Origin of the sequence: Elusimicrobium sp. (genome assembly GCA_015062115.1) — a bacterium.
In the GTDB taxonomy this organism is placed as follows: Bacteria; Elusimicrobiota; Elusimicrobia; order Elusimicrobiales; family Elusimicrobiaceae; genus Avelusimicrobium.
The window spans coordinates 197,450-220,872 of the sequence record SUVG01000002.1 but is presented as its reverse complement, the minus strand read 5'-3'; the positions used below and the strand labels follow the sequence as shown (position 1 = coordinate 220,872).

Annotated in this window: 21 protein-coding genes, 1 tRNA gene and 1 other RNA gene; 15 read left to right on the top strand and 8 right to left on the bottom strand. The window is 46.0% G+C overall.

Annotation, left to right across the window (positions count from 1 at the left end; all coding sequences use genetic code 11):
* Position 1: 1 nt before the first annotated feature.
* Complete coding sequence (locus E7027_02285; GenBank protein ID MBE6420959.1) at positions 2 to 5,368, bottom strand: hypothetical protein; 5,367 nt, start codon at positions 5,366 to 5,368, stop codon at positions 2 to 4.
* Between the two features lie 115 nt (positions 5,369 to 5,483).
* Between E7027_02285 and E7027_02280 the strand changes: the two genes are divergently transcribed.
* Both E7027_02280 and E7027_02275 read left to right on the top strand, forming a co-directional pair.
* Entirely contained in the window at positions 5,484 to 6,578 is a 1,095-nt protein-coding gene (locus E7027_02280; protein ID MBE6420958.1) for a YjgP/YjgQ family permease, read from the top strand.
* Positions 6,579 to 6,580: 2 nt separating this feature from the next.
* Positions 6,581 to 7,666: a YjgP/YjgQ family permease gene (locus tag E7027_02275; protein ID MBE6420957.1), complete on the top strand. Its 1,086-nt coding sequence runs from the start codon at positions 6,581 to 6,583 to the stop codon at positions 7,664 to 7,666.
* A gap of 51 nt (positions 7,667 to 7,717) precedes the next feature.
* On the opposite strand, the gene E7027_02270 is transcribed toward E7027_02275, so the two are convergent.
* The 3 genes from E7027_02270 to ssrA form a co-directional block, all read right to left on the bottom strand.
* Positions 7,718 to 8,077: a response regulator transcription factor gene (locus E7027_02270; protein MBE6420956.1), complete on the bottom strand. Its 360-nt coding sequence runs from the start codon at positions 8,075 to 8,077 to the stop codon at positions 7,718 to 7,720.
* 7 nt (positions 8,078 to 8,084) lie between these two features.
* Positions 8,085 to 9,494 (bottom strand): phosphoglucomutase/phosphomannomutase family protein, encoded by a 1,410-nt coding sequence (locus E7027_02265; GenBank protein ID MBE6420955.1) that lies wholly within the window; start codon positions 9,492 to 9,494, stop codon positions 8,085 to 8,087.
* Between the two features lie 70 nt (positions 9,495 to 9,564).
* Positions 9,565 to 9,911, bottom strand: a transfer-messenger RNA (tmRNA) gene (gene ssrA, locus E7027_02260).
* 94 nt (positions 9,912 to 10,005) lie between these two features.
* On the opposite strand from ssrA, the gene E7027_02255 reads away from it, so the two are divergent.
* From E7027_02255 to pssA, 5 genes are all read left to right on the top strand, one after another.
* Positions 10,006 to 10,416, top strand: a complete 411-nt coding sequence (locus E7027_02255) for an NYN domain-containing protein (GenBank protein ID MBE6420954.1) — start codon at positions 10,006 to 10,008, stop codon at positions 10,414 to 10,416.
* 21 nt (positions 10,417 to 10,437) lie between these two features.
* Positions 10,438 to 11,124 (top strand): hypothetical protein, encoded by a 687-nt coding sequence (locus tag E7027_02250; GenBank protein ID MBE6420953.1) that lies wholly within the window; start codon positions 10,438 to 10,440, stop codon positions 11,122 to 11,124.
* A gap of 50 nt (positions 11,125 to 11,174) precedes the next feature.
* A tRNA-Leu gene (locus tag E7027_02245) sits at positions 11,175 to 11,257 on the top strand.
* Between the two features lie 47 nt (positions 11,258 to 11,304).
* The gene (locus E7027_02240; protein ID MBE6420952.1) at positions 11,305 to 11,973 is read left to right on the top strand and encodes a phosphatidylserine decarboxylase family protein; all 669 of its coding nucleotides are present in this window, start codon (positions 11,305 to 11,307) and stop codon (positions 11,971 to 11,973) included.
* A 12-nt stretch (positions 11,974 to 11,985) separates the two neighbouring features.
* Positions 11,986 to 12,777, top strand: a complete 792-nt coding sequence (gene pssA, locus E7027_02235) for a CDP-diacylglycerol--serine O-phosphatidyltransferase (protein ID MBE6420951.1) — start codon at positions 11,986 to 11,988, stop codon at positions 12,775 to 12,777.
* Positions 12,778 to 12,840: 63 nt separating this feature from the next.
* On the opposite strand, the gene E7027_02230 is transcribed toward pssA, so the two are convergent.
* Positions 12,841 to 13,749: a magnesium transporter CorA family protein gene (locus E7027_02230; protein ID MBE6420950.1), complete on the bottom strand. Its 909-nt coding sequence runs from the start codon at positions 13,747 to 13,749 to the stop codon at positions 12,841 to 12,843.
* A 134-nt stretch (positions 13,750 to 13,883) separates the two neighbouring features.
* Between E7027_02230 and E7027_02225 the strand changes: the two genes are divergently transcribed.
* Entirely contained in the window at positions 13,884 to 14,609 is a 726-nt protein-coding gene (locus E7027_02225; GenBank protein ID MBE6420949.1) for a hypothetical protein, read from the top strand.
* Positions 14,610 to 14,612: 3 nt separating this feature from the next.
* On the opposite strand, the gene E7027_02220 is transcribed toward E7027_02225, so the two are convergent.
* Both E7027_02220 and E7027_02215 read right to left on the bottom strand, forming a co-directional pair.
* Positions 14,613 to 15,089: a prepilin-type N-terminal cleavage/methylation domain-containing protein gene (locus E7027_02220; protein MBE6420948.1), complete on the bottom strand. Its 477-nt coding sequence runs from the start codon at positions 15,087 to 15,089 to the stop codon at positions 14,613 to 14,615.
* A 37-nt stretch (positions 15,090 to 15,126) separates the two neighbouring features.
* Positions 15,127 to 16,614, bottom strand: coding sequence for a hypothetical protein (locus tag E7027_02215; GenBank protein MBE6420947.1), 1,488 nt, complete (start codon positions 16,612 to 16,614; stop codon positions 15,127 to 15,129).
* Between the two features lie 85 nt (positions 16,615 to 16,699).
* On the opposite strand from E7027_02215, the gene E7027_02210 reads away from it, so the two are divergent.
* From E7027_02210 to rlmB, 7 genes are read left to right on the top strand one after another with little or no spacing between them, the layout of a single operon-like run.
* Positions 16,700 to 17,500, top strand: a complete 801-nt coding sequence (locus E7027_02210; GenBank protein MBE6420946.1) for a glutamate racemase — start codon at positions 16,700 to 16,702, stop codon at positions 17,498 to 17,500.
* Entirely contained in the window at positions 17,497 to 18,198 is a 702-nt protein-coding gene (locus tag E7027_02205) for a polyphenol oxidase family protein (GenBank protein ID MBE6420945.1), read from the top strand. The genes E7027_02210 and E7027_02205 overlap by 4 nt, the downstream gene beginning before the upstream one ends.
* A 3-nt stretch (positions 18,199 to 18,201) precedes the next feature.
* Positions 18,202 to 18,654 (top strand): C_GCAxxG_C_C family protein, encoded by a 453-nt coding sequence (locus tag E7027_02200; GenBank protein ID MBE6420944.1) that lies wholly within the window; start codon positions 18,202 to 18,204, stop codon positions 18,652 to 18,654.
* The gene (locus tag E7027_02195) at positions 18,651 to 19,265 is read left to right on the top strand and encodes a hypothetical protein (GenBank protein MBE6420943.1); all 615 of its coding nucleotides are present in this window, start codon (positions 18,651 to 18,653) and stop codon (positions 19,263 to 19,265) included. The genes E7027_02200 and E7027_02195 overlap by 4 nt, the downstream gene beginning before the upstream one ends.
* A 48-nt stretch (positions 19,266 to 19,313) precedes the next feature.
* Positions 19,314 to 21,005: a 4-hydroxy-3-methylbut-2-enyl diphosphate reductase gene (gene ispH / locus E7027_02190; protein ID MBE6420942.1), complete on the top strand. Its 1,692-nt coding sequence runs from the start codon at positions 19,314 to 19,316 to the stop codon at positions 21,003 to 21,005.
* Between the two features lie 12 nt (positions 21,006 to 21,017).
* Entirely contained in the window at positions 21,018 to 22,118 is a 1,101-nt protein-coding gene (locus E7027_02185; protein ID MBE6420941.1) for a 6-phosphofructokinase, read from the top strand.
* A gap of 11 nt (positions 22,119 to 22,129) precedes the next feature.
* Positions 22,130 to 22,879 carry a 23S rRNA (guanosine(2251)-2'-O)-methyltransferase RlmB gene (gene rlmB, locus E7027_02180; GenBank protein ID MBE6420940.1) on the top strand — a complete coding sequence of 250 codons (750 nt, stop codon included), beginning with the start codon at positions 22,130 to 22,132 and terminating at the stop codon, positions 22,877 to 22,879.
* 47 nt (positions 22,880 to 22,926) lie between these two features.
* Here the strand turns inward: rlmB and E7027_02175 are convergent, their stop codons facing one another.
* Positions 22,927 to 23,391, bottom strand: a complete 465-nt coding sequence (locus tag E7027_02175) for a prepilin-type N-terminal cleavage/methylation domain-containing protein (protein MBE6420939.1) — start codon at positions 23,389 to 23,391, stop codon at positions 22,927 to 22,929.
* Positions 23,392 to 23,423: the final 32 nt, after the last annotated feature.

The window sequence follows — 23,423 nt, the reverse complement described above, 5'->3', positions numbered from 1 at the left end:
GCTAGAATTGCACCGTCACATTGGCGGCCACATTATAGGCGGTGTAATCTTCTGTAGCCACAAAGGCGTGATCCAACACCGTTAACCCGCCCGATAGCGTAAAACGCAAGTTGCGGGAAAGTTCGTAATCCAACGAAGTGCTGAAATCAAACATTTTGTAGTTATCCTTTACCTCCACCGGGGAACGCTTATCGGTATAACTGAGGTTGGTGTTCCAAATCACACGGTTGGTGGTGTTATACATTTTGTTGATAAAAGGCAGCCTGAAACCGCGCGGGATATTAAAGTCCCAACGGAAGTTTACACTCGGGGTGGTTTCGGTAGAAGATTCACTGATTTTTCCGTTCACAAGCCATTTATCGTGCGAACTGTAAAGGAGTTTCGGGGTAACACGCAAAGAGCCGATGTAAAAAGAGGTCTGCGCGGAGAAGTTATCATCTTCTATCCGTTCCAAACTGGTACGAGCGCGCAAGTCGGTCTTGTCGGCCTCTTTTTTGGTGTAGTTAAACACCGTATCAAAATAGTTAAACAACATAAAGCGCAAATCTCCCCCGTATTGGGTGGTATATTGTTCGTCCGTACCCATATTGGTTTGTTCAATCCAACTGTAGCGGAGTTTTAAGTTGGAAGAACTAAACCAACGGCTCCCATAGAAGATTTTTTCCAAGTCGGAAATAGAGAAAGTAACATCGGGCAAGGTGAGACTTTCGGAATCGTACTGTGTGCCGGTTTGCTCGTTGGTTTGCATGGTTTTGGTAAAGTTGTTAATAAGCGAAATTGTTTTAAGCGGAGCCGCCGCGCCCGTTAAATTATATTGAGAGAACGGATTCCACCGCTGGGTAGAGGTGAAAGTATCGCGCAAGGTCATACTTTTGCGGTAGCCGAATTCGCCCACATCTTTTAACGAGCGGCGCACCCACAACTCTTTGCGGGAATCAAAACCGCTGTCCACATCGGCCCAGGCGTCAGCGTCCTGAATACGGTAACTTGACGAAATAACAAAGGTGTTGAACAACTTGCTCTTGGGAAGCAATTCATTTCCGTTTAAGGTAAGGGTTACACCCCCGTCCGCGTTTCGGTTTACGGTTTTGACATCACCCACCCCTACTTGCACATTTTGGCCCGAAGCCGTAATGGTTTTGGCGGTCAGGTTGTTATTTTCCACCGTGCTGACATTGTAATTAACCGACGGGGCCAACCACTTGGTAATTTTCCAGGTGGTATTAAAGCCGGTGCTTTGGCTCATGGCCTTGGGATAGCGGATGTTGTGCTGCCCCAGTTGCTCGTAGCGGGTGCGGTTTTCTTTACTTTTACTTAAACTGTAGTTAGGCGTGAACACAAAGTTGTTATTGGGTTGATAAGAAACCTTCATGTTCATTTTTTGGGTGGTTTCGTCCGTATTATAAAAATTTTCCGATTCTTGGTGGCGGGCCCGGTCGTAATCTACGCTGGAATCGGTTACATGGTAGCCGAGCGAAATGTTTTTGAAATCTCCCGCAGTGTGCGACAAGGTAGCCCCATAGGTTTGGGAATCGTCTTTGCGTTTCATAGCGTCGTAATCTACTTTATCCAAGGTATATTCCAACCCGATTTTTGGCCTGTTTTCTTTCACGTAATCCCCGCGGATAACGGCACGCTCTCGGTCTACTTTTCCTTTATCCAATAAACTGACAGTGTTGTAGTCGGTAGAATCGGTAACTAAGGGAGTGGTAACGCTGCTGCGCGTTAAATTAGCCTGCATGGGAAACTCTTTGATGCGATCCACTTTTACAAAATATTCTTCTTCCGTTACTTCTTGATTTTTAGAAACGGCTAACGGTGTTTCGAAATTATTATCTTGGTATTTATACTTAGCCCCGGCACTTCCCCAGCCGTCCCATTTTAACACCACATCGCCCTTGTAAGCCTCGCCTTCCAAGGTAATGGCTTCGGCCAAGTGAATCACATTTAACCACACTTCCCCTCGGCTACCCGTTTCTTCCGTCCCGTCTGCCTTTTTACGGCGTTGTACCCCGGCTAAAATCATACTGATTTCTTTGAAATTAAGCACTCCGTTTGGTGCCCGGTGGTTTTCCACTCGTACTTGGTAATTCTCGGCAGAGGCATTTTCAAAGGTATCGGTGATACCGTCCCCATTGGTATCAATCATTTTAAGGGAAATCAGGCGCCACCCGTCAAAATCGTCCGTTAAGGGAACAATCACTTTATCGTAATTGGTGTCTGTCCCTACTTTTAAGAAAAATTCAGAACCTTGGTTTTCCGGCGTGCTGTGCACCAAAAAGCGAAATTCACGGTGTTGGGTAAAGTCCATGGATCTAAAGTTGCGGTTGGCATATAATTCTCCGTCGGTGGCAGTAGAGTCATTATCCGCTACGGCGGACACTTGGGTAGTATCAAAAGTGATATTAAGTGATTGATCCAGCGCGTTGGCGGAATCGTTACTGCGTTTATAATTATCCACAGAGCCGTAAAGATAATTAAATACTTTCAAACCGTCCCCGCGGCGGTCGGCAAAAATGGGTTGATAGTGGGTATTATCCACATTGTTGATCCCCGCCACCGAGAAAATATCTGCCGAAACCCCTTCTTTCGGGTTCCATGCCGTGCCGGACAAAGACACATTGGCAATTTTAATCTGCCCTTTTGTTTTTTGTCCTTTTTTAAGGGTAATACGCAAATGGCGCACCGCCGTCCAGGCCTCTTTATCGTTAATTAAAAGCGGGGCCGTATAGGTTTGCCATTTGGTGTTGGTGGCGTAACTGTCCGTCAGTCCGTCAATAGAAGCCCCCGCAAAACCGAAGTTCCCCTGTCCGTTCGGTAACGCCAACGCATCGGCATCATCGTATTTGCCGTTATTATTCAAATCTTGCGTATCAATACGGCCGTTAGGTTGGGATTCGGGGTTATACATATTGTAAACAAACGGATTGTAGCGTTCGCTATTACCGTCCGGGTTGGTGTAAAGCCAGCCGATATCTTCGTTCGGGGCCAAACTATTACGGCAGTAGATATCCTCGGTCTTGGGTACTCCCGTTCCGCACTGCGTGTCCATACCGAAGGAATTATCGGAGTATTCCGAAATGTTACCGAAAGTAAAGTTGACTTGCGGGCCGCCTTCTTCGCCAAGCATGGTAAGTTCGAACGAGGTTTTTTCGGACAAATCAATACCGCTGGTGCTAAGCGGATAGACGATAGAAACTTCGTCTCTATCCGCGTATGCGCCAACGCTTTGGCTGAAATCGTAGTTAATAACCAACACTTGCTGTTTATCGTTATAGTTGGCTATGGAGTTGGGGTTAATTTCTAACGAAGGCAAGTCTTGCGTGTCCCAGCGAATCGCACTTAAAAAGTTAGGTTTGTCGTTGGGGTTGGAAGCAATTATCCACTCTCTAAAATCGTGCGAGCCGGATACTTTTTCCTGCGTTTCGTTCATGCTGTCCACCATGGCATAGCCGAACATATTTTGATCTTTGCGGCTTTTGGCTACTTCGGCACTGAAATCTACCGACACCGGCTCGGCCAGTTTAATATCTTTCCCGTTAATGTCCGCTCCGTACACCAAGATGTTTTTGTTATAGGCTCCTACCTGCGGAACGGTGGAGGGTTTGTCTCCGCCTTCTTGCAAAAGGGTCGCGCCCATAACGATTTTATCAAACAAGTGATAATCCAAGCGGCCACCCAACACCGAGTTATTGGAACTGGAACCGGTGGTCGTATCATAAGTGATATCGATAACGGAATTTTCGGTAATTTCATCGCCTTTGTAGAAGGTGATAAAACCGGAAGTGTAATCAATGTAGTAGTCGTTATTACGCGTTAAAGCACGACCGTTTAATTTTACGCTTTCGGACTCGATAACAATATCCGATTCAATAAAATAAGTTTTAACCGTAGATTCGTATTGAATCTTAAAAGTGCGGTTGCGCGACGAAGTAGGGGTTACATTGTAAAGCCCTAAATCGTCCACCATGCGGCTTTGCAGTTCAAAGAGCCCTTTATCAAAATCAACCTCAATCGTACGGGGATAGACTTGCTTGGGCGAAGCCTGTTCCCCTACTTCTTGGCCGTTGGCGTCCATCAAACGCAAAATGAAGTTCCCTTTACCGTTATCTTGGGTAATTTTTTGTGCGCCGATGTTGTAAAAAGTTTTCATCTCCAACTTATTGGCGGTTTCTTCACCGGAAGACTCCAAGGGCTTATCGTTTTCGGTTTTGATGAGTTTAATGGTGTTAGGCGTAGCCCCCAGAGCGCTTAACTGTTCCCCACGGGTACTTCTGTAATCTACCGCCAGTACACTTTCGGCTGAAATGGAACGGTTAAAAGTAATAATACCGCGGGCATAGTCCACGGTGTAGTCCACCCCGCGCACCAGCAGTTCCCATTGGGCTTGATACGGCACCGTACCCAAATAGTCCGTAGCCGTTTTGTTAATCGGCACATAGTCGGAAGAAGTAGTGTTGCTATCCAAATAAATTTCTTCCGTGCCGGGAGAAATATTGCCTACTTCATCGCGCCATTGAAGATAAGCGGTGTCGTTATCAATGGGGTGGATATTTCCGCCGAAGGTTAAATCGTAGTATTTACGACGGATATAGTCGGTATCGGCAATTGAAACGATTTCCGATACACTGCTGCCGATAAATTGCTTTTGCTTACTGGAACCCTTGGTTTGCGAACCGATCAAATACAGGTTGGCATTTTTGTGTTGCAGGTGCATCTTTGCCCCGAAAAGTTGCTTTTGGTAAGCGATAAATTCCGTCTGCGGAAGTGCCAAATTGATATCCCCAAACTCGGCCACCTGCACGAGTTCCCCGGGTTTACCGCGATATGCCACGGAAATGGTTTTTTCCTCTTCGCGTTGGTCGTCGTAATCGATATCCACAAAAACACGTTCTAAAATTTTACCCTGCATTTTCAGTTGCAGTTCTTGCGCCATTTCCACGCTGTGAGTGTTGCGGTCGTCAATATCGTTATTATCGTCTTCCTTGTATTTTTTACCGGCAAACTTAAATCCCAACACATAACGCCCCGTTAAAGCAATGCTCGTGCCGTAAATGGGCAAGGAAAGGGTAGGGTTCAGCAGGGTTAAGTCGGGGATTGGTTCGGGGTCTTTATCCAATTGGTAGGAGCCCTCCACCGCGGTAACCGCCTGACGCCAAAACTCGGTAGAGTATTTAAGCAGTTGGGCATCGTCCGGCGGGTCGGTAATTTGCAGTTCTTCTTCCCGTTGGGCGGCTTGGTCTTCTTCGAAAATGGAATATTGGTTTCTGTCCACCAGGGTGTAAGGCAACGTTTCGGCACCCGCAGGCGGGGCGAACATAAACTGGAGGCTTAACAAAAGGGCGACAAAAAGCCGCAGTATTTTCATAGGGAAAAATACCTCATCTTTTCATTTTATAATAATTCCGCCCCGCGCGTACGATTTACCCGCCCCCCTATGATTTTCCGCCCCTATAGCGTGATATTTTGTTAGAATAATAAAGATGAACATTAGCATCTTTTCCCGCTATATAGCCAAAAGCCTGCTTACCTTTTTTGCCGGGGTAACGGGCATTTTGACCTTTGTTATTTTTATGATGCGCTCCATCAAAGTACTGGATATGGCCATGACATACGGCACCGGTATCGGGTGGATTGCTTCTTCTCTGTTTAATTTACTGCCCGATGTGTTTTGCTTAAGCGCACCGATGGCTTTTCAAATTGCGGTACTGTTAACCTTAACTTCTATGAGCGAACACGGCGAACTGATTGCCTTGCGCGCAGCCGGATTTTCGTTTAAGGAAATCGTGCGGCCGTTGCTTATTTGCGCGGTTTCTCTATCGGTACTACTCTTTGTGTTGGGCAACTGGTTAACCCCCCGCAGTTACAAACGCTTTTTGGAACGCCGCGAAGAAGCCCGCAGTAAAATTACCAAAGTAACCTTAGAACCTAAAACTTTTATCAACTTGGGAGATTGGGATTTGTACTTGGAAAAGTTAGACCCCTCCACCCACACGGCGCAACTGATTCACTTAATCAAGAAAAACGATGAAGGGGCTTTGAGCACCAAAGTAAATGCCACTTCGGGCAAAGTAATCTTGACCGATACCGCCATTGGTTTACATTTGGAAGACGGACAAATGCAACGCATTGACGAAAAAAATAACAGTTCCATTATCGCCGCCAACTTTGATGATTACACCATGAGTATTTCCCTCGTGCGCGACCGCGAACGCAGCCGCAAAGTGGGCGAAATGACCACCACCAAACTCCTGCGTTTATTGCGTACGGGGCTGGTAGAAGAAAAATTGGCCAACGAATATAAAACCACCATCAGTATGAGAAATGTGCTTGCGTTGTCGCCGATTATTTTATTGTTTGTCAGTTGCCCGATTGGTTTTTCGTTCGGTAAACGGACTAACAAGGGCTGGGGTATGTTGTTTAGCGTCATCATTATTTTCACTTTTTATCTGTTGATGACTTTTGGCCTCTCCCTTGGTAAAAAATACGGGTGGATATCCTATCCCGGCCCGTGGTTGCCCATTTTTACCGGAGCGGGAGTAGCCTACTGGCTTTGGAAAAAGAGGCTTAATATTTAGTTATGTATCGCATTTATATTTATATTGCCAAAAAATTTTGGGGGCCGTTTTTCTTTGCCCTGGGGGTTTTTGCCGCCTTAGTCGTATTGGGTGACACTTTTGAAAAAATGAAAAATCTGGGAAACGGCACTACCACCATTTTAGATGTACTCTCTTACTCGTTTCTTACTTTCCCTAACTGGTTAACTACAATTATGCCGGTAGCCTGTTTATTAGGGGCTATTTCCACCATTTCCGAAATGGTTTCTAACGGAGAGTGGACAGCCTGCGTGGCGGGCGGGTTTGCACCCAGAGATTTGTTTAAGCCGATTATTGCGTGTATTTTAACCGTCGTAGCAGCAACCATGCTGATGCAGGAATTTGTAGTTCCGCCGCTTAACATTAAAGCGGACGAAATATACTACACCCGCGTAAAAGCGCGTACCGATTTTAACCAATACGCGGAAAAAGATGTTGTTATTAAAATTTCCCCCTATCAAATGTTGTTTGCTAAAGAAGTGGACTTAAAAAAAGGCTCCATGAAAAATGTTTCCGTGGACACTTACACCGACGAGTGGGATATTGCCAACCAAATCATTGCGGAACAAATGGTGTGGGATCCGGACTCTTCCAGTTGGTTATTTGCCAATGGCATCAAACGCACTTTTGCCAACGAAATGGATACGGAAGAAGAAATCTTTGAACAAACCGCTTCACCCGTGCAAACCAAGCCGGAAGATATGTCCGTCGATAAAACCGATCCCGATTTATTGAGTATTCGGGATTTAACCAAACGCATCAATTTCCAAAAGAAAAGCGGCCTGGCGCACTACTCTGCCGAAACCATGCGCCAATCGCGCTTGGCGAGTCCGTTTGTAACCGTTATTATGTGTTTGCTGGGTATGCCGTTTGCTATCAGTTCCCGCCGAAAAAGTAAGATTTTGAACATTTTAGCCTCCATTGTAATCGCATTTACCTTTTGGTGGATGATGTCCATGTTCACTTCCTTCGGGGAAAACGGATATATTAACCCCTTTGTGGCAGGTTGGGGGCCGGTGGTATTTTTCTCGGTATTATTGTTTGCGGAATTTAAGTGGCTACGACTATAAGAAGGCTCGACTTTACCAAATAAAAAACCCTCCTGTACGGAGGGTTTTTTATTATTGAATAATGCGATGAATCGTGGCTAGCAGTTCGTCCGTATCAAACGGCTTATACAACACGCCGTCCGCACCTAAGCGTTGGGCCTCTTCCAAAATAGTGTCTTGCCTGAGTCCGGTAACGATTAACACTTTTGTCTGCGGAAACATTTTTTTTATTTTTGCCAAAATATCCAATCCGTTTTCCGTCGGGAAAAAAATATCCAACAAAACGACATCCGCCTTTTTTTCCTCCAACCCCGCAAACAATTCCGCAGAACCGCCAGCTTCTAACACTATCTCAAAACCGGAAGATTCTAACACGTTCTTAATGGCAGAACGCAAAATAACGGAATCATCTACAAGAGCGATTTTTAGCATAAAGAATCTATTTCAAATACGGGGTGGCCAATTTTTCGCCAAAATCTAACAAGGCTTGCGTATCCTTTTTGGTTACGCTTTCCGCATATACGCGCAACACGGGTTCCGTGCCGGACGGGCGCAACAACAACCACTCGTCGTTATCAAGTAAAATTTTTAAGCCGTCAAAAGTTAAAAGTTCCGCTACTTTGTGACCGTTAATTTTTTTCGGCAATTTCTTGCGCAGTTTTTCCGTTAAAGCGGCTTTATCAAGCGGCTTGGTAAGCGGTAAATCGCGGCGCAAATAGACGGAGGCGCCATATTCCTCGGCGATACCCGCGCAAAGTTCGCTGGCTTTTTTGCCGGTAACAGCCATCACTTCCAAGAACGCCAAAGCAACCGTTAAACCGTCCCGGTCAGGCAGGTTTCCGCGCCAGGCAAAACCGCCGGATTCTTCCACCCCGAAGGCTACTTCTTCCAGGGCCATGCGTTCGGCTACATGTTTGAACCCGACATTTACTTCTTCAAACATCATGTCGTACTTGCGGGCGATACGTCTAAGCAAATACCCCATGGAAACCGTTTGCACGATTTTCCCTTTCAGTTTTTTATGTTTAATCAGGTAATCGCACAATACCGCGGCGATTTGGCAAGGGGTCAAATAAAAACCTTTTTCATCCACCAATGCCACCCGGTCTCCGTCGCCGTCAAAGGCTACACCGAGAGCGGCTTTCTTTTCAAGCACGGTTTTCTTCAAAACGGCTAAATTCTTTTCCACCGGTTCGGGCTGAATCCCCCCAAAAGTGGGGTCATGTTCGGCACGCAGGGAAATGATTTGTTTGGAAGGCAGGAATTTATCCATATATCCGGCCGCCGCGCCGTGCATATAATCCATTACTACTTTGCCCTTAAAGGTTTGTAGTTTTTTGGTGTTTACATGACCGGATACATACTTAAAGTAAACATCAGTCAAATCTTTTTGTTCGGCTTTTTGTCCGTAAAGAAGCAAAATGGAATTGCAGTCTAAAAAGTCTTCCACTTCTTTGGTTACGCGAGAAGAAGCAGAACCGCCGGCTAATTTAATTTTAATACCATTGTAATTGGCCGGGTTATGGCTGGCGGTTACCATAATGCTCATCCAAAATTTACTTAAACTCAAGCACGCGGCCACGGGAGTGGAAACGGGGCGATCGGACAGGGTAACATCAATTTTGTTAGAACGGAAGATACTGGCAATATCGGCGGCGAACAAATCCGACATGAAACGACGGTCATATCCTACAAAAATTTTGGGCAGTTTTCCTTTTTCGTCGCTGGGGGCATTTTCGTTGATATAATCTGCCAAGGCCTGTGCCATACGGCGGACATTTTCAAAAGTAAAATCCCAAGCAATTACGCCTCTCCAACCATCGGTGCCGAACTTAATTTCCGTTGCCATAATTTCTCCCGTTATAAAGGTAAAATCTTCTTGTTATCTTGCAATTTCCGCATCCGGTTTACTTATATAAAAGTGGAGGTGGGGGGATTCGCACCCCCGTCCGAACATCTTTTCCTCCCAGGCTCTACAAGTTTAGTTTCGCTATCATAACCGCAAACTAAGCGCGAAACGGCACGTTTGCGGTTTGGTTCGTGAGTCTTAAGTAAAGCCGGACGAACCGCGCCCGCTTTACCGCGTTCCATGTTGTGACCGCAACCCTCTAGCGCATGGAAGACACTAAAGGAGCGGTGGGACTAAGCGTTAGCCCAGGCAACTTGATTGTTGTTGCTTATTTTTTTGGCCCTATTTTAGCCGGCCTGGCCAACCGGCACTTGCTCCCGGGCGGCAACAGATACCCGTCGAATCTATTACACCCCCGTAAATACGGAAATTGTCAAAGACCTTCCTACAATTTAGCATTATATTGTATCATTTTCTTATAACAATTTTTTGCAAGATAGGCAAATAAAATATGTATGTAACCACAAAATCTACCCTTTATTTAATTGACGGCCTTAATTTAGTGCGCAGTTTTCTGTACGAATTTGCCCGCTCGGAAGAAGAAATAACCGCCGATTTTTTAGATTTTCTCACCGATATTTCCCGAGACGAACACTACTGCATGCATCAATACGAAGTGGTTTTTGACGGCTCTTTCCGCCCGGTGGGCCCGCTATACAGAGCGGGGGTTCATATTTCTTTTTCGGAAGAAGAAAGTGCCGACCAAATCATCTACGAACGCGCCGCTTATGCCGCCCAAACGGGCCAACGGGTGGTAGCCGTGACAGACGACCGCCAACTCCAGGCCGACTTAAAAAAGTTAGGAGTTAAAACTTTATTTTGCCGTAAATTTTACAATAGTCTTAAAATCTCCGAAAAATAATGCAGAAACTGGAGTTATCCTATGTCTAATCTCACAAACGAAATAAACCCTTGGGAAGCGTACAAAAAGGCCATTCAAAGCAAATTCCCTTCTATTTTGAACCAGTTAAACGCTCCCGCAACCGACGAACAAATTACCGAGTTAGAGGCAAAAATCGGCCTCTTATTACCCGAGCAATTTAAACAACTCTACAAAATAAATAACGGCGAAAAACAAGAAAAACTTTGCGGGATCCTCTTAGGATTTCATCTTTATTCCTTAGAGGATATCTTAAGGGAGTGGACTGCTTGGAAAGAAGTGCGGGAAGAACTAAGCGAAGCAGATTTAAACGATATGAGCGAGTGTGCCACCTCTGCCCCGTTAAATTATATTCAAAAACGCTATTCCATTCCCCAATGGATTCCTTTATGTGGGGATAGCGGCGGCAATCACATTGGCCTGGATTTAGCGCCGGATTCCTGGGGAACCCCCGGACAAATCATCACCTTCGGCAGAGACGAGGACGACAAGATAGTAGTAGCCAAAGACCTCTACTCTTTTGTAAAACGCTTGCACCGTATCACAAACAGCGACCACTTTGCCATCACAAAAGAAGAAGATGAAGATGTCATTTCGCTAAATGATTATAATCACCTGATTGATTACCTAAAGTCGGAAGATTGTATCAAGGAAAATCCCTTTCTGGAAGGATTTGGCGGAATAATTTGAAATTAAAGAGTGCAAAGAAACGCATTTTTTGTTAAAATAAATATATAAGAGGGCTGGTGGCGGAATGGCAGACGCGACAGACTTAAAATCTGTTGACCGCAAGGTCGTGGGGGTTCAAGTCCCCCCCTGCCCACTCTTACTTTCCTGCCATTTAATTTATCCCACCAGTAACTAATACTTATGATTGAAGATATCAACCGTACTTTTTCCAAGTGTTTTGGTTGGGTTTCTACCGTTTTGCCCATGGGGCTTAAATTTTTTGCGATTGCCGTGGCCGTGGCCGCGGTCTTTTTGTTTTTCGGGTTCCGTTTTGTAGGCGGAATTTGTCTGTTGGTTGCGTGCTTTTGCGCCTTTTTCTTCCGCGACCCGAAACGCGAAACCGTTTTTACCGAAGATGAAATTGCCTGCCCGGCTGACGGCACCGTGCTTTCCATCAAAACGGAAGACGACCCGAACTCCGTAGTAGTGCGCATCTTCTTATCTATTTTCGATGTCCACGTACAACGCGCGACGGTCTCCGGCAAAGTAGGCGACATTTTTTACAATAAAGGGACTTTCCTTTTCGCCAATAACCCTGCCGCCAATCAAAACGAACGCAATTTGATTCAACTTTTCAAAGACGGCGACCCGGCCCGCTTTGCTCACGTAGAGCAAATCACCGGGGCTATTGCCCGCCGCATTGAATGCTGGGTAAACAAAGACCAAGATATCAAAGTCGGGCAACATATCGGTTTAGTGCGCTTCGGTTCTCAAGTGGCGGTATATCTGCCGAAAGACAAAGTGCGCGTGCTGGTAAAAGAAGGCCAAAAAGTTCAAGGCGGTATTACCGTTTTGGCGTTGTGGAAATAGAGGCTTTAAGTTATGACCGAAAAGAAAGAAAACAATGTCGTCAGCAAGTTAAAACACACCGGTGCCATTACGGCTCCGTCGCTCTTTACCTTGGGGAATTTGGCCTGCGGGTTCTTCTCTATTTTAGCGGCTACCAAAGGAAATTTCGCCCAAGCCGGCTGGCTGATTTTGTTCGCCATGGTGTTTGATATGTTCGACGGACGCATCGCGCGTTTGCTAGGCACGGAAAGCAACTTCGGCGTGGAAATGGATTCTTTGGCCGATGCTGTTTCTTTCTGTACCGCTCCGGCCATGCTTATGTACTTTTTTGTGCTCCACACCCAACCGATTTGGGGTGCCCCGATTGCCTGTGTGTACGCTTGTTTTGGCGTATTGCGTCTTGCCAAATTCAACGCAATGGCTTATGCGGGCGAAGGTTCCAAAAAATATTTTGCCGGTTTGCCAACCCCGGCCGCGGCCGCTATTTTGGCCTCGTTTGCCATTTCGTATAGCATTATGGAAGGCAACATGGGCGGGCGCAATATTCACCTTTTAACCGTCTATTTGCCGCACTTGTATAACTTTGTATGGTTTGCCATGCTGATTTTGTCGCTTCTCATGGTATCCAATGTGCCTTATGCGGCTTTCAAATCCAAACGCGAAAAAGGACTTAGCGTATGGACATTACTTTTAATTGTATTCTTGGTAGTAATGTTGATTCGCTTTCCGCAAGATGTTATTTTTATCGTGTTTTCCCTTTATGTGCTTTTTGGGCTTTTGGCCGTTTTGTACAGGGCCTTCCGCAAAATTAAAGTGGAAAAATAAATTTCATTTATGCATAAAAAACCCCCACTCAAATGAGCGGGGGTTTTTATTTGCAATAAACAATTACCAATTTTTATGACGCCAAAACATAATAACCAACCACACCAAAAGTAAACATATCCCCATTAGCATCCAAAAAGCATTGGGGTGTTGGGAAAGCGGCAGCGCCACGTTCATACCGTAGGCACTTACCACAAAGGTAGGAACCATCATCCAAATGGTAATAACATTTAATTTTTTGATTAGTTGGTTTAAGTTGTTGTTTACGATAGAAGAACGCGCATCTAACAACTGGGCCAAAATGTTGGAGTAAATATCCGCCTGGGCTTTACATTGGCGGTTTTCTACAATAATATCGTCCAACATTTCTTCGTCTCTTTCATTAAAGCCGATACGACCGGAAAGATTGCGGGTTTTTTCGAATACAAAGCCGTTAGAAGTAATGGCTTCGGCATAGTACACCAAACTTTTTACCAAACTAAATAAGTTCAGCAAATAAGTATTATCCATAGACTCGGTAATTTTGTCTTCGATTTCTTCCGAAATCATATGAATAATGCGCAAGTGCTCCACATAATGAGAAATAGAGTTGTAAACAAGTTTCAAAAACACTTCCTTAATGGAAGAAACAGTGTGAAAGCGTTTCCCGACAAAAAGCGGGATATCTTCTGCCAACACCACAATCAACTTGTCTTCAAATAAAAACATGCCCACCGAAGCCACTTTGAATTCCAACTGGTCTTTCCCCGAATAATTTTTCGGGCGTTTGTAAATCATGGCGATATGTTCGGGCTCAAATTCCAAACGCGGGAGTTCGTCCGGGTCTAACGCGGAAGCCAAGGTATGTTCGTCAATTTGGTACCGCTCCACCAACAAGCGTTGCTCCTCTACCGTCGGGTTCGTATATACATACACTTGTGCGGTTTGGTCGGTTTCCAATAATTTTTTGTCCGAGATGATATATTGTTTCAACATTTTTTACCTCGCGGATACACCGGATATACTTAAATGATACCGCATAAGAAGGGGCTTGTAAAGGTTTTTCTCCTCGTAATTTTCGTGCAAATCTTTTTTTGCTATAGTATAAGAAAGACGAGTAAACCGCTATGAGTATTTTATTTTCCCATACCAAAAAATCTGCTCTCCCCGCCTACATAACCGCGGAGGAATATATCCGCCACACCGCCTGTGGACTTACGCTACCCAAACGGGCCGTTTTGTGCCCCATGACCCCGCTTGTAACAAAGCATTTAAGCGGCTTGGCAGGCGTGAAAAAATACTGGTGTTTAGCCGATATCTACACTTATAAAGGCACTTGTTATGTCACCAATTTTGGCACCGGCTCTTCGGCTGTTGCTTCTGTGGTAGAGGTGCTGGCCGCTTTAGGTGTAAAAGAAATTTTATTTGTGGGATTAGGCGGAAGTTTGCAGGAAGAAGTATTGGCCGGAGATATCGTTTTATGCCAAGAATCCGTCTGTGCGGACGGAGTTTGCACGTATTACACTTCGCAAGAAACCGCCAAGGCAGACAAAACCCTCCTAACCGATTGGCAAAAGCGATTAAAAGCGCAAAAAATTTCTTTTCATTTGGGGAAAAATTGGACGGCACCCGCTTTTTTTCGCGAAACAAAAGCAGAAGTAAAACATTACCAAAAAAAGCAGGTGCTGACTGTGGATATGGAAATAAGCGCAGTGTATAGCGTGTGTAAAAAGCGGAAGGTAAAAGCGGCCGCGGCTTTGGTAGTAAGTGACGAACTTTTCAGTCCGAAATGGAATCCGCAACTGAAAAACCGCCAAGTATTTGACAGTCTGAAACAACTGCTCAACATCTAAAGATTAGACGCCCCAAAATTCGAAACCGCCGAAAGACGCATTTAATTTTTTCTTTCCTACGGCGCGGCAAATTTCTATCCCTTTTTTGGTATCGCTGGAGCAATACAACACCCCGGCGATTTCGTCCATACTAAAAGAGGGGCTTGTACGGTTTGTGCCACTAAAAATAATAAAATAGCCTAGATCAGCCCCGCGACGCTTAAGCGCGAAACGGCCGTCCGAAAACTCACTTTCATCCCACACAAAATCTTTCAAATTAGTGGACACTTCTATATCAATTTGACTTAAATTGCTGGGATATACCCCGTTTGCCATGCGATACACCTCGGCGGCATCCTTCACGGCTTTGACCAATGTAATCGCTTGTACGGCGCGCGATTTTTCTACCGCTTTAGTGTATTGGGGAAGTGCAACGGCAGACAAGATGCCGATAATAAGAACTACCACCAAAAGTTCTATCAAAGTAAAACCTTTATTCATCATAACCTCCTCGTTGTAGAGCAGACGAAAGATAAAATCAATAGTGCGTGTGTTCCAAATCTTCTTCCAACGGATCAATGGCCTGTAGGCGGCTCCAGAACTCATCGATAGATTGCACACGCTCTTTCGGGTCTTCCTTCAAGGCATCTTCCAAGAGAGAATCTACCGCAGGAGGGATATTGGGGGCCAACTTGGAAGCGGGAACGATTTTTTTATTGGCAATGTCGAAACCTTTTACCGTCCAGGGCACTTGTCCCACCAAGGCTTCGTATAAGCAAAGGGCCAAAGAATAAATATCGGATTGTTTACGCATAAAGCCCTTTTGTTGTTCGGGAGCCATATACGCAGGCGTACCTGCTACCGTGCGGGCACCCGTTTCGTGATCCACCGATTTTTTGGCTACACCGAAATCCATTACTTTTGCTTTTTCTTCATCAAAAATCATAATGTTTCCGGGCTTCAAATCGCAGTGGATAATATCCTGCGAGTGCGCATAATGGAGCCCGCGGCATACATATTCAAAAACCTGTTTGGCTTTGGAGAAGGGCAAGCGGCCGTCTATATCCAAACGAGTTTCCAAGGTTTGCCCGTCCACATATTCAAACACCAAATAAAGCGAACTTTCCGACTCGATAACCGTGTAAATTTCCACAATGCACGGGTGGCGCAAAAGAGCCACCATGCGCGCTTCGGATAAGAACTGCTCCCGCACATAAGAACTGCGCACCAGTTCCGGGCGCACGCGTTTAATGGCTACTTTGCGTTTAAGCACGCGGTCGTAGGCTTCAAACACTTTTCCCATGCCGCCTTCCCCGATTTGGCGGATAAAATCGTACTGTTCCTTCACTTCTACTTCTCGGCGGGAGAAGGCATTTTTAGGTTGGTGGAATAAATCTTCGTACCGCCAATACACATACAGCAAGATGGCAGCTACCACGGCAAGGAAATAGAAAATCACCCAACGGGGTGTCGGTTTTTTGGAAGTGGCAATCGGTTCCGGTTTCGGTTTTTTAACAAAAGTTTTGGCGTTTAATTCTTCCTCTATTTTTTGAGCCAATTTGGAAGAAGGATTTAGCTTCAGGGCATTGTCCAAATCCATGCGGCAGCGTTCATACTGTTCCAAGTGCAAATACGCACCGGCACGCAAAATGTAAGCACGGGAATCTTGCGGAGCAACAGCAATGGCTTGCGAGGCGGAATAAATAACATCGTCGTAACGCCCCAGGCCGTCATACGCAAGGGCCAACAACAAGTGAAAACGGTTATCCAAAAAATTGCGCGCCGTTAAAGAATTGATGCGTTTTACAACATCTTCAAATTGGTTATTTCTTAACTTTTCGTTCAAGGAAGCGATTTCCGCATTGCGGGCTTTTTGGTTGAAAACTTGCTGATGAGCGGAAGTGTTGGTTTGCGAGGAGAAACTCCCCCCTACAATCAATGCAGAAGAAGATTCGGCCGGTGCAGCAAACGCCGCAAGGCTTAACCCCAATACGCACGATAATACCAACCATACCTTTCTATACATAATGATATTCTAGCACAAAGAAGAGCAAGAGGGAAAATTTTTCCTAATTGGCATGCCCCCTTGAATAAATACTATAATACCTTATATGAAAAAGCAACCTATCGGCGTTTTTGATTCCGGCTTGGGCGGGCTGACTATCTTAAAAGCCTTGCGCCGCACTTTGCCTCACGAAGATTTAATTTATTTCGGGGATACCGCCAATGTTCCTTATGGTTCTAAATCGAAAACTGCGGTTACCCGTTTTTCCTTGGCGATTGCCCGTTTTTTACAAGAGCAAAACGCTAAACTCATTGTAGTAGCCTGCAATACGGCTTCCGCCTTTGCTTTGCCCCAACTGCAAAAACAAATTTCCGTTCCGGTCATCGGCGTTATTGAACCGGGCGCCGCCAAAGCTGCCCAAAGCACCCAAAACAACAAAGTTGCCGTTTTGGGAACGCAGGGAACCATTAAAAGCAAAGCTTACGAACACGCACTGGCCAAGAGTTCCCCTGCGATTAAAGTGACGGGGCAAGCCTGCCCGCTATTTGTACCGCTTGTAGAAGAAAACTGGGGTAAAAAACCGGCGGCAGAGTTGATTGCGCGGGAATACTTAAAGGGAGTGGAAAAAAGCGGTGCCGATACCGTTATTTTGGGTTGTACGCATTACCCCGTGTTAAAATCACTCATTGCTAAAATTTTAGGGAAGAAAGTAAAACTGGTGGACTCCGCCCAAACGTTGGCTCAAACTGCCCAACAATTTTTAGCGGCTCATCAATGTGCCGAAATAAAAGGGAAAGGAAAATTGACGGTTTACGCCAGTGATGACCCGCAAAAATTCAAACAACAAGCCGCTATTTTACTGGGGGAAAAGCCCTCGTCCGTTCGGCTTAAAAAATTAAATGTATGAAAATTTACGCAGATAACAGAATGCTTTCTTGCGGTTTAATCGGCGGAACTCTTTCCCGCCATACGGGCAACATGCGCGAAACGCAAGCCCAAGAATCTGTCTACAAAGAGTTAGATATTCCGGCCGAAAAAATCCTTCATTTTTCGCAAACCCACAGTGATACAATTATACAGGTTTCTTCTCCTCATCAAGCCGAGGAACTGCAAAAGGCCCCCTTGCAACAAGCGGACGGCTGGGTATTCTCCGTGGACGGTTGGGGCGGAGCCATTTTAACGGCCGATTGCGTGCCGCTCTTTTTATGGGACGAAACAGGCGAACACTTCGCTCTTTCCCATTGCGGTTGGCGCGGGGTAGTAAAACAATTGCCGCACAAAACGGCCCAAACATTGAGACAAGCAGGAGCCAAAGGCAAAATCTTTGCTTGGGCAGGGCCGCATATTCAAAGTTGCTGTTTTGAAGTACAGGAAGATGCCGCTTCCCAATTCTCTCCCAGAAGCGTGGTGCACAAAAGAGGAAAAATTTTCGTCAATTTGAATACGGAAATTACCCAACAACTCGTAGCGGCGGGCATTGAACCCACGGACATCAAACTTCCCTACTACTGCACTTGCGGGGATAAAGAAAACTTTTTTTCTTGGCGCAGAGACCACGTAAAAGACAGTTTACTTTCATTTATTTACAGACCTTCCTTCAAATAAAATATGACTAAAGGCGATAAGGCAAAAGAACTATTCCTAAACGGAGATAATTGCGCACAAGCCGTCAGTTGCGCTTTTTGTGAGAGCTTGGGCATGGACGAAACTACAGCCCGAAACCTTTCGGCTTGCTTTGGTGGCGGGCTGGGAAGACAGCGCGAAATTTGCGGTGCGGTCAGCGCCATGTGTATGATGTTTTCCTTAAAACATGCCCCCAAAGACCCTACCGATCACTCTCAAAAAACCTTATTCTATGCGCGTGTTCAGGAACTTTGTAACCGCTTCAAAGAAGAAAACGGCTCTATTATCTGCCGGGAACTCTTGGGGCAACCGCCCACACCCGTCAATCCCGAGCCCGAACGCCGCACCGCACAATACTACAAGGCTCGCCCGTGCCCGGATAAAGTAAAAAGCGCGGCGGATATTTTAGAAAAATATTTAGAAGAGCTGGATAAATGAAAACTTATTTTGCAAAAGTACTTCTCATCGGTTGTTGGTTATTTGCTTGGATATCCCCCGGCTACGCGCAGTTTTATACTGCCGGCTCTTCCTCTACCGAAAAATCCTCCGTTCCGGACGCTTGGGAAATATCCGCAGCAGGCGTTGTCGATTTTGTGCAACTCAAAGATGCTTCCGGGCTGAAAGCCTTTTCCAATCAAAAAGGTCTCTCGGTGCGTGCCCTCTTCTATTCCTGCCCGTATCTGGCCCTGGGTATAGAAGGAACTACCTTTGCCAAAGAAAACTTCCCCGGGGTGGAAAAATACCGTGTCAATCGACTTGGAGCCGTAGGCAAACTGCTCTTGTCGGCAAACACACTCCCCCGCTCGTATATGCTATTCGGCATCGGCAGAACTTCCCGCGAACTGGACTTCTCTCTCGGGTGGCAAGAATCGGCCGACTCTACCTACTACCAACTGGGCTTAGGGTTGGAAACCGATGTATGGGAAATGATTTTTGCCGGAGCGGAACTTAACTTTATCTACAACGATGCTACCCGCATAGGTAATTTTTACCGTTTATCTAACCGCTGGGAAACCCAACTCTCGCTTCGCGCGGGCATTCGTTTCTAACCCCAGATTCCCCATACGAAAAACCCTTATATTTTCTATAATATAGATATGGAGAAACAACAAGATGTAACCGTCGCCAAAAGCGCGGGGTTTTGCCCCGGCGTAAAACGCGCGATAGACAAAGTACTGGAATTGGAAGCCGCAGGCAAAAAACCCGTCTATACGATTGGGCCCCTGATTCACAACAAACAGGTAACCGATATGTTGGCTGCCAAACAGATTACTTCTATTGACCACCCGCAGGACGCTTCCGACAAAAACGGAGTGCTCGTCATTCGGGCCCATGGCATTACGCCCAAATTTCAGCAAGAAATCGAATCTTGCGGTATGGAAGTGGTAGATGCCACCTGCCCGCTCGTTAAGCACGCGCAAAATATCATCGCCAAATTTGCCGACCAAGGTTATCACACTGTTATTGTCGGTGACGGCGGACATGCCGAAGTGATTGGTCTGCTAGGCTATGCACAGGGGAAAGGCACCGTCGTTTCCGGCCCGGAAGAAGCTTCCCGCCTGCCACATTTTGACAAAGTAAATGTTGTTTCCCAAACCACGCAAAAAGAAAGTGTTTTCTATGAAACCGCGGAAGAAATTAAAAAGCACGCCGATGAGTGCCAAATTTCCAATACCATCTGCCAACCCACCAAAGACCGCCAAAAAGAAACCATTGAACTGGCCAAAAGTGCCGATCTTGTGATTGTAGTAGGCGGAAAACACAGTGCCAACACGGCGCGTTTGGCCCTTTTATGCCAAGACCTTGCCCCCGCTGTTCAACACGTGGAAACGGAAGATGAACTGGATAAAAACGCCGTCTTAAAAGCCAAAAAAATCTTTATCACGGCCGGTGCTTCTACCCCCAACTGGGTCATTGACCGCGTAGCGGCCTTCGTAAGAGAACTGCGTAAATCCAAAGCCTCTTTTTTGCCCGCTAACCTCTGCCAAAAAGCCTGGCAATTTTTAGTGCGTAATTGCCTTTATACGGCCTCGGCAGCCTCGGCCTTAACCTTTGTATGCATGAAGTTGGAAGGCCTGCCTTTTAGTTGGAAACATATTCTGTTTTCCTGGTTCTTTATTTTCGGCTTAACCTCGCTTAACCGCGTGTACGAAGACAAGCCTCAACAAATCGGCAAGATAAAACGCAGTTTTTGGTATGTCTCTGTCGGGCTTACGCTCCTTATCGGGTGGTTCATCTCCCCGTTGGTAGCGTTGTTTACCCTTCCTATATTGGTAGCGGGGCTTTTGTATCCTTCCCGTCACTTTCTTAAATCTAAACTCTTATCCCTACCCGGTACAAAAGACTTTTTCACCGCGCTCGGTTGGGGATATTGTTGTGCGTTTTTGCCGGCTTTTACCAACGGTATGTTATTGAGGAAATCTTCGTATTTGGCTATTTTCTACGCCATACTGCTGGTGTTTATGCGCTCGGTAACGCTCGGGTTTTCGTCCGCCAATAAAGACCTTATCATCGGCCGTGAAAGTTTTTACAAAGCCTTCGGTATGAAGAAAACCAAATGGGTGGTTACTTTCCTGCTTGTTTCGTTGGCGGCGGTGTTGGGAATTTTGTGGTCTTTACCGTGGAAACGCTCGCTGGTAGCCATGCTTTTGCTCGGCCTTGTTTATACCGTTTCTATTGTCGTGTATTACTACAGCAAGAGCACTACGCGTAGTGTAAAAGACGAAACTTTAATCGACGGACAATTTTTTGTACTTTGGGCATTAAGTGCCTTATCTGCTTATTTATAGGAGGGGATAAAAATGACGATTAAGAAAATCGGTATTTTGACTGCCGGAGGGGATTGTCCCGGCTTAAACGCAGTTGTTCGTGCCGTCAGCAAAAATGCACTCAAACGGGGTATTGAAGTACTGGGGTTCAAAAACGGTTTTGACGGTCTTGTACGCAACGAGTTTATGCATATCACCAACGAAACAGTCTCCGGTATTTTAACTTTGGGCGGTACTATTTTGGGTTCCAGCAATATCGCCAACCCCTTTAATTACACCCTCCCCCCCTTCGGTTCCCCGGAAACTCCGCGCGATTTATCCAGTGTGGCGTTTCACAACTTTAAGGCCAATCAGTTGGACGCGCTTATTACCATCGGCGGAGACGGAACACTCCACATGTCCCAAAAATTTGTGGAACTGGGTATGCCTATTGTAGCCGTACCGAAAACCATTGATAACGATTTGTCCGCCACCGACCAAACCTTCGGGTTTGATTCCGCACTTGCTATTGCTACTGAAGCCATAGACCGCCTGCACACCACCGCCCAAAGCCACCACCGCGTGATGATTGTGGAAACCATGGGCCGTTATGCCGGTTGGATTGCGCTTCGCTCGGCGATTGCCGGCGGGGGCGATATTGTGCTTATCCCCGAAATTCCGTACAACGATGATGTAATCGTTAAGTATATTTTGGATCGCAAAAGCAAAGGCAAAAACTTTAGCATTGTGGTAGCCGCGGAAGGGGCCAAAAACGAACAGGGCGAGCAGGCCATCGCCCGCACCGTTGCCGGTAGTACCGATGCCATACGCTTGGGCGGTATTGCCAACAAATTAAGCCAAATGATTGAAGAAAAAACGGGCATTGAATCGCGCGCCTGCGTGCTCGGCCACACCCAACGCGGCGGCACGCCCACGGCTTTTGACCGTTGGCTTTCTACCCTCTATGGGGCAAAAGCCTTGGATATGGTAGTGGAAGGCAAATTCGGGTATATGGCTTCCTTACACGCTTTTGAAATGACGGAAGTAAAAATTGCCGATGCCATTTCCAAACTTAAACGCGTAGATCCGCACGGAGAAGAAGTACGCTATGCGTTGGAAGTAGGCATGAGTTTCGGCTCGGCTGAAATCGGCTAAAAGGAGAATTTATGAACGATAATTTAGATATGATTTACGGGATTCACCCTGTACAAGAAGCCTTGCGCAGTAAAAAACGCAATGTCACGCAACTTTATGTGTCCGACTCGAAAGCCGGGCACCGCGCCGTGGAAGATATTATCCGTTTGGCCAAACGCCAAAATGTGAAAATCGACCGCATTGAAAATAAAATTTTAGACCGCTTGACCCATAACGCCAACCACCAAGGTATTATGGCTAAAATTCAACCGGTTAAAATGATGAAACTTTCCAATGCTATCTACGAAGCCGACGGTAAAAAAGACGATTTGTGGCTCGCCGTGGACGAAATGACCGACCCGCAAAACCTGGGAGCCATTATCCGCAGTGCGGCTTGTTTGGGTTTTTCCACCATCATCTTGCCCAACCGCCGTACCGTAGGCATTACGCCTGCCGTGTATAAAGTGGCTTGCGGCGCGATTGAAAACATCAACATCGTGGAAGTAGCCAACCTGTCGGCAGCCTTAAACGACTTAAAAGAAGAAGGTTTTTGGATTTACGGTGCCGATATGGCCGGCAAATCTATTACCACTATGGAATATGCCTCTCCGGCGGTACTCGTTATCGGTTCCGAAGGGTTTGGTATTCGCGAAAAAACGGCCGAAAATTGCGACGAAGTAATTTCTATTCCGCAAAAAGGCGGAGTGGAAAGTTTGAACGCTTCCGCCGCGGCCAGCATCATTATGTACGATATGATGTCCAAAGTACAAATTAAAAAATAAAGTTTAGGAAAACAAAAACCCCCGCTTTTTTGCGGGGGTTTTTTATTTTACTGAATATAATATCGGCTCCAACTTCCGTCCACCACCAGTTCCTTTCCGCCGAAACTCTTGCATAGGCTTACGGCCTTCGGCTCGGAAGTTTTACCGGCGCAATAGAGTGCGCCCGCCAATCTTGCATCGGTGGTTCTATGGTCGAACCCATAAACAATACTTACGGTTCTTCCATCGCGAAAAGCCTCCACTTTTTGCGAAGAATCTCCCATCAAAACCAAACTCCAGCCTTTAGGTAAATCTCCCCATGCGATATCCAAATTTTCCGGGTCAGCGGTATAAGTACCATTGGCTAAATAATAAACTTCTTCCGCATCTTTAATGGCTTTCAATATCGATACCACTTGAGACACGCGGGATTTTTCCACCGCCTTTTCGTATTGCGGAAGTGCCACCGCGGATAAAATACCGATAATCAAAACAACCACCAACAATTCTATTAAGGTAAACCCCTGTTTCATACACTACTCCTTATTTTTTATTTCAAACAATA